This window comes from Micromonospora orduensis, from assembly GCF_006228125.1.
GTDB classification, from domain to species: Bacteria; Actinomycetota; Actinomycetes; order Mycobacteriales; family Micromonosporaceae; genus Micromonospora; species Micromonospora orduensis.
The window spans coordinates 1-7549 of the sequence record NZ_VDFY01000313.1 but is presented as its reverse complement, the minus strand read 5'-3'; the positions used below and the strand labels follow the sequence as shown (position 1 = coordinate 7549).

The 7549-nt window shown below is 71.5% G+C and carries 5 protein-coding genes and 1 pseudogene; 5 read left to right on the top strand and 1 reads right to left on the bottom strand.

Going from position 1 to position 7549, the window contains the following annotated elements; all coding sequences use genetic code 11:
• The first annotated feature begins 380 nt into the window (after positions 1 to 380).
• Positions 381 to 3089: a pyruvate, phosphate dikinase gene (gene ppdK, locus FHG89_RS32300; protein WP_139588169.1), complete on the top strand. Its 2709-nt coding sequence runs from the start codon at positions 381 to 383 to the stop codon at positions 3087 to 3089.
• A gap of 50 nt (positions 3090 to 3139) precedes the next feature.
• On the opposite strand, the gene FHG89_RS32295 is transcribed toward ppdK, so the two are convergent.
• Complete coding sequence (locus FHG89_RS32295; protein WP_208761184.1) at positions 3140 to 3499, bottom strand: roadblock/LC7 domain-containing protein; 360 nt, start codon at positions 3497 to 3499, stop codon at positions 3140 to 3142.
• A 119-nt stretch (positions 3500 to 3618) separates the two neighbouring features.
• Between FHG89_RS32295 and FHG89_RS32290 the strand changes: the two genes are divergently transcribed.
• The 4 genes and pseudogenes from FHG89_RS32290 to dnaG all read left to right on the top strand — a co-directional run.
• Entirely contained in the window at positions 3619 to 3966 is a 348-nt protein-coding gene (locus tag FHG89_RS32290; protein WP_139588168.1) for a VOC family protein, read from the top strand.
• The gene (locus tag FHG89_RS32285) at positions 3963 to 5204 is read left to right on the top strand and encodes a deoxyguanosinetriphosphate triphosphohydrolase (RefSeq protein ID WP_139588167.1); all 1242 of its coding nucleotides are present in this window, start codon (positions 3963 to 3965) and stop codon (positions 5202 to 5204) included. Before FHG89_RS32290 ends, FHG89_RS32285 begins: the two co-directional genes overlap by 4 nt.
• A 14-nt stretch (positions 5205 to 5218) precedes the next feature.
• Positions 5219 to 6034 carry a siderophore-interacting protein gene (locus tag FHG89_RS32280; RefSeq protein ID WP_139588166.1) on the top strand — a complete coding sequence of 272 codons (816 nt, stop codon included), beginning with the start codon at positions 5219 to 5221 and terminating at the stop codon, positions 6032 to 6034.
• Positions 6035 to 6199: 165 nt separating this feature from the next.
• Positions 6200 to 7549 (top strand): annotated as a pseudogene (dnaG, locus tag FHG89_RS32275) (DNA primase); the annotation flags it as partial.

The window sequence follows — 7549 nt, the reverse complement described above, 5'->3', positions numbered from 1 at the left end:
CCCCCGGCCCCACCGCCGTCCCCGCCACCGGCGCGGTGGGGCCGGGGGAGGGCGTGGTCGACACGGCGGCGACTCCGGGGGTGTATTCGCGTCGGTTATGGCAAAAGTGAGGTTCACCGGCTGGCGTGCGGTCAAGCGTACGACGCTCGGCGGGGATGCGTGATGGTGCGCATGGAAGCGTTCCCAAAAACCGGTACGAACACGGATAGTCGTGATGGCTGTGCCAATTGTCACCGAACGGTCCCAGGTCACTCGATGTTCGCTTAACCTTCGCCCACCGAACGGCGTCGACCCCGGGATTACCGGCGGTCCGTCCCGGGGAAGAAGAAAACTGAACCTTCGTTAAGTGTCAATCCGGCGCGTGTGTTGTGGAGGCTCTGGTGGCAGCGCAAGAGACCGTCGATCACAAGTACGTCTACGACTTCTCCGAGGGCAACAAGGATCTCAAGGACCTGCTCGGCGGCAAGGGCGCCAACCTCGCCGAGATGACCAACCTCGGCCTGCCGGTGCCCCCCGGCTTCACCATCACCACCGAGGCCTGCCAGGCGTACCTCACGACCGGGCGGGAGCCCGACGGGCTGGCCGGTCAGATCGAGAAGCACCTGGAGTCGCTGGAGCGTGCCATGGGCAAGCGCCTCGGCGACCCGCAGGACCCCCTGCTGGTGTCGGTCCGGTCCGGCGCGAAGTTCTCCATGCCCGGCATGATGGAGACCGTCCTCAACGTCGGACTCAACGACCAGAGCGTGGTCGGGCTCTCCGCGCAGGCCGGAGGCAACGACCGGTTCGCCTGGGACTCCTACCGGCGGCTCATCCAGATGTTCGGCAAGACGGTCTGCGAGGTGCCGGGCGAGGAGTTCGAGCACGCGCTCGACGAGGCCAAGAACGCCAAGGGCACCTCCAACGACCTGGATCTGGACGCCGACGACCTGCGCGGGCTGGTCGACGCGTACAAGAAGATCTTCGTGAAGCACACCGGTCGGGAGTTCCCGCAGCAGCCGCGCGAGCAGCTCGACCTGGCCATCCGCGCCGTCTTCGAGTCGTGGAACGCCGAGCGTGCGGTGCTCTACCGCCGCCAGGAGCGGATCCCGGCCGACTTGGGCACCGCGGTCAACGTGGTGAGCATGGTCTTCGGCAACCTCGGCCCGGATTCCGGCACCGGCGTCGCGTTCACCCGCGACCCGGGCAGTGGGGCGCAGGGCATCTACGGCGACTACCTGGCCAACGCGCAGGGCGAGGACGTCGTCGCGGGCATCCGCAACACGGTGCCGTTGCAGGAGCTGGAGCAGCTCGACAAGTCCTCCTACGACGAGCTGCTCAGCATCATGGCCCGGCTGGAGGAGCACTACAAGGACCTCTGCGACATCGAGTTCACCATCGAGCGCGGCAAGCTGTGGATGTTGCAGACCCGGGTCGGCAAGCGCACGGCCGCCGCCGCGTTCGTCATCGCCGGGCAACTCGTCGACGAGGGCCTGATCGACCTGGACGAGGCGCTGCACCGGGTCAACGGCGCGCAGCTCGCGCAGCTGATGTTCCCCCGCTTCCAGCTCGACCACGAGTTCCAACCGGTCGCCAAGGGCATCGGTGCCTCGCCCGGTGCGGCGTCCGGCACTGTGGTCTTCACCTCCGCGCGGGCCGTCGAGCTGGCCGCCGAGGGCAAGTCGGTGATCCTGGTCCGCCGGGAGACCAACCCGGACGACCTGAACGGCATGATCGCCGCGAAGGGCATCCTGACCTCGCGGGGCGGCAAGACCAGCCACGCGGCAGTGGTGGCTCGGGGAATGGGCAAGACCTGCGTCTCCGGCGCCGACGAGATCGACGTGAACGTGCCGGCGAAGCGCTTCACCGTGGCCGGGCAGACCGTGAACGAGGGCGACGTCGTGTCCATCGACGGCACCACCGGCAAGGTCTACCTCGGTGAGGTGCCGGTCATGCCGTCGGAGGTCGTGCAGTACTTCGAGGGCAGCCTCGACCCGGAGCACATCGACAACGCGCTGGTCCGGGCCGTACACCGGATCATGACGCACGCCGACGGCAAGCGGCGGCTCGCGGTCCGCACGAACGCCGACACCGGCGCGGACGCGGCCCGGGCGCGGCGCTTCGGCGCGGAGGGCATCGGGCTGTGCCGCACCGAGCACATGTTCCTCGGTGAGCGGCGGGAGCTGGTCGAGCGGCTGATCCTGGCCCGCGCCGAGGGTGAGCGGGAGGCGGCGCTGGCGGCGCTGCTGCCGTTGCAGCGGGCCGACTTCGAGGAGATCTTCCGCGAGATGGACGGCCTGCCGGTCACCGTCCGGCTGATCGATCCGCCGCTGCACGAGTTCCTGCCGCCGTTGGAGCAGCTCGCGGTGAACGTGGCGGTCGCGCAGGAGCGTGGCGAGGACGTCGCGAAGGAGGAGGCCCTGCTCGCCGCCGTCCGGCGGATGCACGAGGAGAACCCGATGCTCGGGTTGCGGGGCGTACGCCTCGGCCTGGTCATCCCCGGCCTGTTCGCGATGCAGGTGCGGGCCATCGCCGAGGCGGCCGTCAGCTGCGCCCGGGGCGGTGGGGTGGCCAGGCCGGAGATCATGGTGCCGCTGGTCGGGGCCGTGCAGGAGCTGGAGACGGTCCGCGCCGAGGCCGAGAAGATCATCGCGGAGGTGGTCGGGGACAGCGGGGTCGAGGTGCTGATCGGCACCATGATCGAGGTGCCTCGGGCGGCGCTGACCGCCGGCCAGATCGCCGAGGCCGCCGAGTTCTTCTCCTTCGGCACCAACGACCTGACCCAGATGGGCTGGGGTTTCTCCCGCGACGACGTCGAGGGCGCGTTCTTCTGGCGCTACCTGGAGCTGGGCATCTTCGGCATCTCACCGTTCGAGTCGATCGACCGCGACGGCGTCGGCCGGCTGGTGCGGATCGCCGCCGAGGAGGGTCGGGCCGCCCGGCCCGGGCTGAAGCTCGGCGTCTGCGGTGAGCACGGCGGTGACCCCGACTCGGTGCACTTCTTCCACGAGGTCGGCCTGGACTACGTGTCCTGCTCGCCGTTCCGGGTGCCGGTGGCCCGGCTGGAGGCGGGCCGGGCGGTCGTGGAGACCGGCGGGTCGGACAGCCGCTGAGGTGGGCCGGCGGCGGACCGGGCCTCCCGGCCGCCGCCGGGCACCGACGCTCAGATCGGCGGGCGACGCCAGGTGGGTCGGGACGAGCGGCGCAACTGCGTCGGCAGGGCCGCCATCGGGGTACGCACGGCCAGCGGCGCGTGGGCGTCCGGAGCGGGGGTGGCGCCGATCGGGCCGCGGCGGGTGTCCCACACCGAGCCGGCCCGGCGGGCCACCGCCCGCGCCTCCTCGTGCAGTGCCTCCAGGTCCTCCGTGGATGACGCGGTGACCAGGGTCAGCAGCGCGGTGCGCCCCGCCGGGTAGGTCACCACGCAACCGGCGGTGGTGCGGACCACCGACTCGCGGAACTCGCCCCGCCGGACGGTGTCGGCCCCGTAACCCTCGGCAATCGGTCGACAACTGTCGGCCAATCGGCGGTTGTGGACCCGGCGCCGATGCGTCGTGGGCAGGTCGAGCGGCCGTGGCGGGCGTAATCTTGGCTCCTCGCACACGGCCGATTGCGTACGCCGTCGAGGGGAAGGATGACTGCATGACCAGCGTCTGGGAGAGCCTGACCGTCGATGCCCGTGATCCGGCCCGACTGGCCCGCTGGTGGGCCGAGGCGCTCGGCTATCAGGTCGTCACCGAGAAGCCCGACGAGGTGGAGATCCGCCAGTCCGCCGACCGGCTGCCCGGCCTGGTCTTCGTGCCGGTGGCCGACGGCAAGGAGCGCAAGAACCGGCTGCACCTCGACCTGCGTCCGGCCGACCAGGAGGCCGAGGTCGAGCGCCTGGTCGACATGGGCGCCCGACACGTCGACATCGGCCAGGGCGACGTCGACTGGACGGTGCTGGCCGACCCGGAGGGCAACGAGTTCTGCGTCCTGCGTTCTGCGTGAGCGGCAACCCGGAGGCTCGGCTGGTCGAGGAGCCGCCCAAGGACACCGGGCATCGCCGGTCGCCGTACGAGCGTGACCGGGCCCGGGTGCTGCACTCGGCGGCGTTCCGACGGTTGGCCACCAAGACCCAGGTGCACACGGCCGGCACCGACGACTTCCTGCGTACCCGGCTGACGCACTCGCTGGAGGTGGCGCAGATCGCCCGGGAGATGGGTGCCCGCCTGGGCTGTGACCCGGACGTGGTGGACGTCGCCGGGCTGGCCCACGATCTGGGTCATCCGCCGTTCGGGCACAACGGCGAGGCCGCGTTGGATCTGCTCGCCACGCCGTGCGGCGGTTTCGAGGGCAACGCGCAGACGCTGCGGGTGCTGACCCGACTGGAGGCGAAGGTGCTCGCCCCGGACGGCTCGTCCGCGGGGCTGAACCTGACCCGGGCGTCGCTGGACGCGATCGGCAAGTATCCGTGGCCGCGCCGTGCCGGGCAGCGCAAGTTCGGGGTGTACGCCGACGACACGGCGGTCTTCGACTGGATCCGGGCGGGCGCGCCCGGGGAGCGGCGCTGCCTGGAGGCCCAGGTGATGGACTGGGCGGACGACGTCGCGTACTCGGTGCACGACGTGGAGGACGGCGTGCACGGCGGGTACGTGACGCTGCGTCCGCTGCTCGACGACGCCGACGAGCGGGCCGCGCTCTGCGCGGACGTGGCCGCCACGTACTCGGGGGAGTCGGCCGACGACCTGGCCGGGGTGCTTGTGGAGTTGCTTGCCGATCCGCTGCTCGCCCCGCTCGCCGGGTACGACGGCAGCCATCGCGCCCAGGTCGCCCTGAAGGCCACGACCAGCGGGTTGACGGGCCGGTTCGTGTCCGCCGCGGTCGCCGCCACGGAGGAGCGGTTCGGCCCCGGCCCGCATCGCCGCTACGCCGCCGATCTGGTGGTGCCGCGCCGGGTCCGGGCACACTGCGCCCTGCTCAAGGGCATCTCGCTGCGCTATGTGATGCGCCGTTCGGGCTTTCGGGGTCGTTACGAGCGGCAGCGCACGATGTTGGCGGAGCTGGTGGCCGCGCTGGTCCGGCGGGCGCCGGACGGGCTGGATCCGATCTCCGCGCCGCTGTGGCGGGCCGCGCCGGACGACGCGGCCCGGCTGCGCGTGGTGATCGACCAGGTCGCCTCGCTCACCGATCCGGCGGCGGTGACGTGGCACACCCGTCTGGTGGGCGACGCCACCTCATCGACTTAGGCTAACCTAACAACATGACGGTCACCTCGGTCCAGGTGCTGCGCACCGAGCGACCCACCCCGCACGTGATCCGGCTCGTCCTCGGTGGGGACGCGCTTGCCGACCTGCCGGTGGGCGAGTTCACCGACCACTACATCAAGCTGGTGTTCCCGCAGCCGGGTGTGGCCTATCCGCAGCCGATGGACATGGCGGTGATCCGTCGGGAGCTGCCCCGGGAGCAGTGGCCCCGGCTGCGCGCCTACACCGTGCGACGGTGGGATCCGCTGGCCGAGGAGTTGACCGTGGACGTGGTGCACCACGGCGACGAGGGGCTCGCCGGCCCGTGGGCCGCCGCGCTGCGCCCCGGCGACCCGGTGCACTTCGTCGGCCCCGGCGGGGCGTACGCGCCGAGCCCGGACGCGGACTGGCACCTGCTGGTCGGTGACGAGAGCGCGTTGCCGGCGATCGCCGCCGCCCTGGAGCGGCTGCCGCTGGGCGCCCCGGCGCACGTGTTCGTGGAGATCGCCGACCCGGCCGAGGAGCAGAAGCTGCTCAGCCCCGGCGCGGTCCAGCTGACCTGGCTGCACCGTGGGGCGGCTCCGGTGGGCGCCGCGCTTGTGGCGGCGGTACGGGAGCTGGAGTTCCCGCCCGGTCAGGTGCACGCCTTCGTGCACGGCGAGGCGACGTTCGTCCGTGAGCTGCGCCGGCTGCTGCGCGCCGAGCGGGGTGTGCCCGCCGACCGGCTCTCCATCTCCGGTTACTGGCGGCGCGGGATGGACGACGAGGGTTGGCGCTCCACCAAGGCCGACTGGAACCGGCAGGTGGCGGCCGAGGAGGCGACGGCCGCCTGAGCGCCGGTCACAGGTCGGTCTCCTGGCTGGCCGCGGTGAGCCGGCGGGTGAGCAGCACGGCGTATCCGACGATCACCAGCGCGAGCAGGAACAGCATCAACCGCGCGGCGGTGGCCGCCACACGGGCGTCCCCCGGCGGGCACGTCGTCGGTCCGGCAGGGCAGGATGTACGGCGAGGGGGTGGCGCATGGCTGGGCGGATCCGGGACGAGGACATCGCACTGGTCCGGGAACGCACCTCGATCGGGGATGTGATCTCCGAGACGGTCACCCTGAAGTCGGCAGGTGGCGGCAACCTCAAGGGCCTGTGCCCGTTCCACGACGAGAAGAGCCCGTCGTTCAACGTCTCTCCGGCCCGCAACGTCTGGTACTGCTTCGGCTGCGGCGCCGGTGGCGACGCCATCAAGTTCCTGATGGACGCGGAGCACCTCAGCTTCGTCGAGTCCGTCGAGCGGCTGGCCGGCCGCGTCGGCATCCAGTTGCGTTACGTGGAGGACGACCGGGGCGCCCCGCGTCCGCGTCCGCAGCAGGGTCAGCGTCAGCGTCTGGTCGCCGCGCACGCCGCCGCCGTGGAGTTCTACCGGGCGCAGCTCAGCACCGCGGGGGCCCGCCCGGCCCGGGAGTTCCTGGCCCAGCGCGGTTTCGACCGGGCCGCCGCCGAGCGCTACGGCTGCGGCTTCGCGCCCGAGGGCTGGGATCCGCTCACCAAGCACCTGCGCCAGCAGGGCTTCACCCACCAGGAGTTGGTGACGGCCGGGCTGTCCCGGGAGTCGCGCTCAGGCACGCTCATCGACCGGTTCCGTCGCCGGCTGCTCTGGCCCATCCGGGACCTCACCGGGGACGTGATCGGGTTCGGGGCGCGCAAGCTCTTCGACGATGACGACGGTCCGAAGTACCTGAACACCCCCGAAACGCCGATCTACAAGAAGTCGCACGTGCTCTACGGCATCGACCAGGCCAAGCGGGAGATCGCCAAGCAGGGGCGGGCGGTGATCGTCGAGGGGTACACCGACGTGATGGCCTGCCACCTGGCCGGGGTGACCACGGCGGTGGCGACGTGCGGCACCGCGTTCGGCGCGGACCACATCGGCGTGCTGCGCCGGCTCCTGCTGGACACCGACTCGGTGGCCGGCGAGATCATCTTCACCTTCGACGGGGACGCCGCCGGGCAGAAGGCCGCGCTGCGCGCCTTCTCCGACGACCAGCGCTTCGTGGGCCGGACGTTCATCGCGGTCAGCCCCGACAACATGGACCCGTGTGAGCTGCGGCTCGCAAAGGGTGACCTGGCGGTGCGTGACCTGGTCGCCCGGCGCGAGCCGCTTGTCGACTTCGCGTTGCGGCACGAGCTGAGCCGCTTCGACCTGGACACGGTCGACGGCCGGGTGGAGGCGATGCGCCGGGCCGCGCCGCTTGTCGCGCAACTGAAGGACCGGGAGAAGCGCCCGGAGTACGTCCGCAAGCTCGCCATGGACCTCGGCATGGAGATCGAGCCGGTGCAGCGGGCGGTGCTCGCCGC

Excerpts from the sequence above, each read along its gene's own strand:
- FHG89_RS32280 (WP_139588166.1), top strand. The coding sequence starts at position 5,219 with ATGACGGTCACCTCGGTCCAGGTGCTGCGCACCGAGCGACCCACCCCG.
- FHG89_RS32290 (WP_139588168.1), top strand. The coding sequence starts at position 3,619 with ATGACCAGCGTCTGGGAGAGCCTGACCGTCGATGCCCGTGATCCGGCC.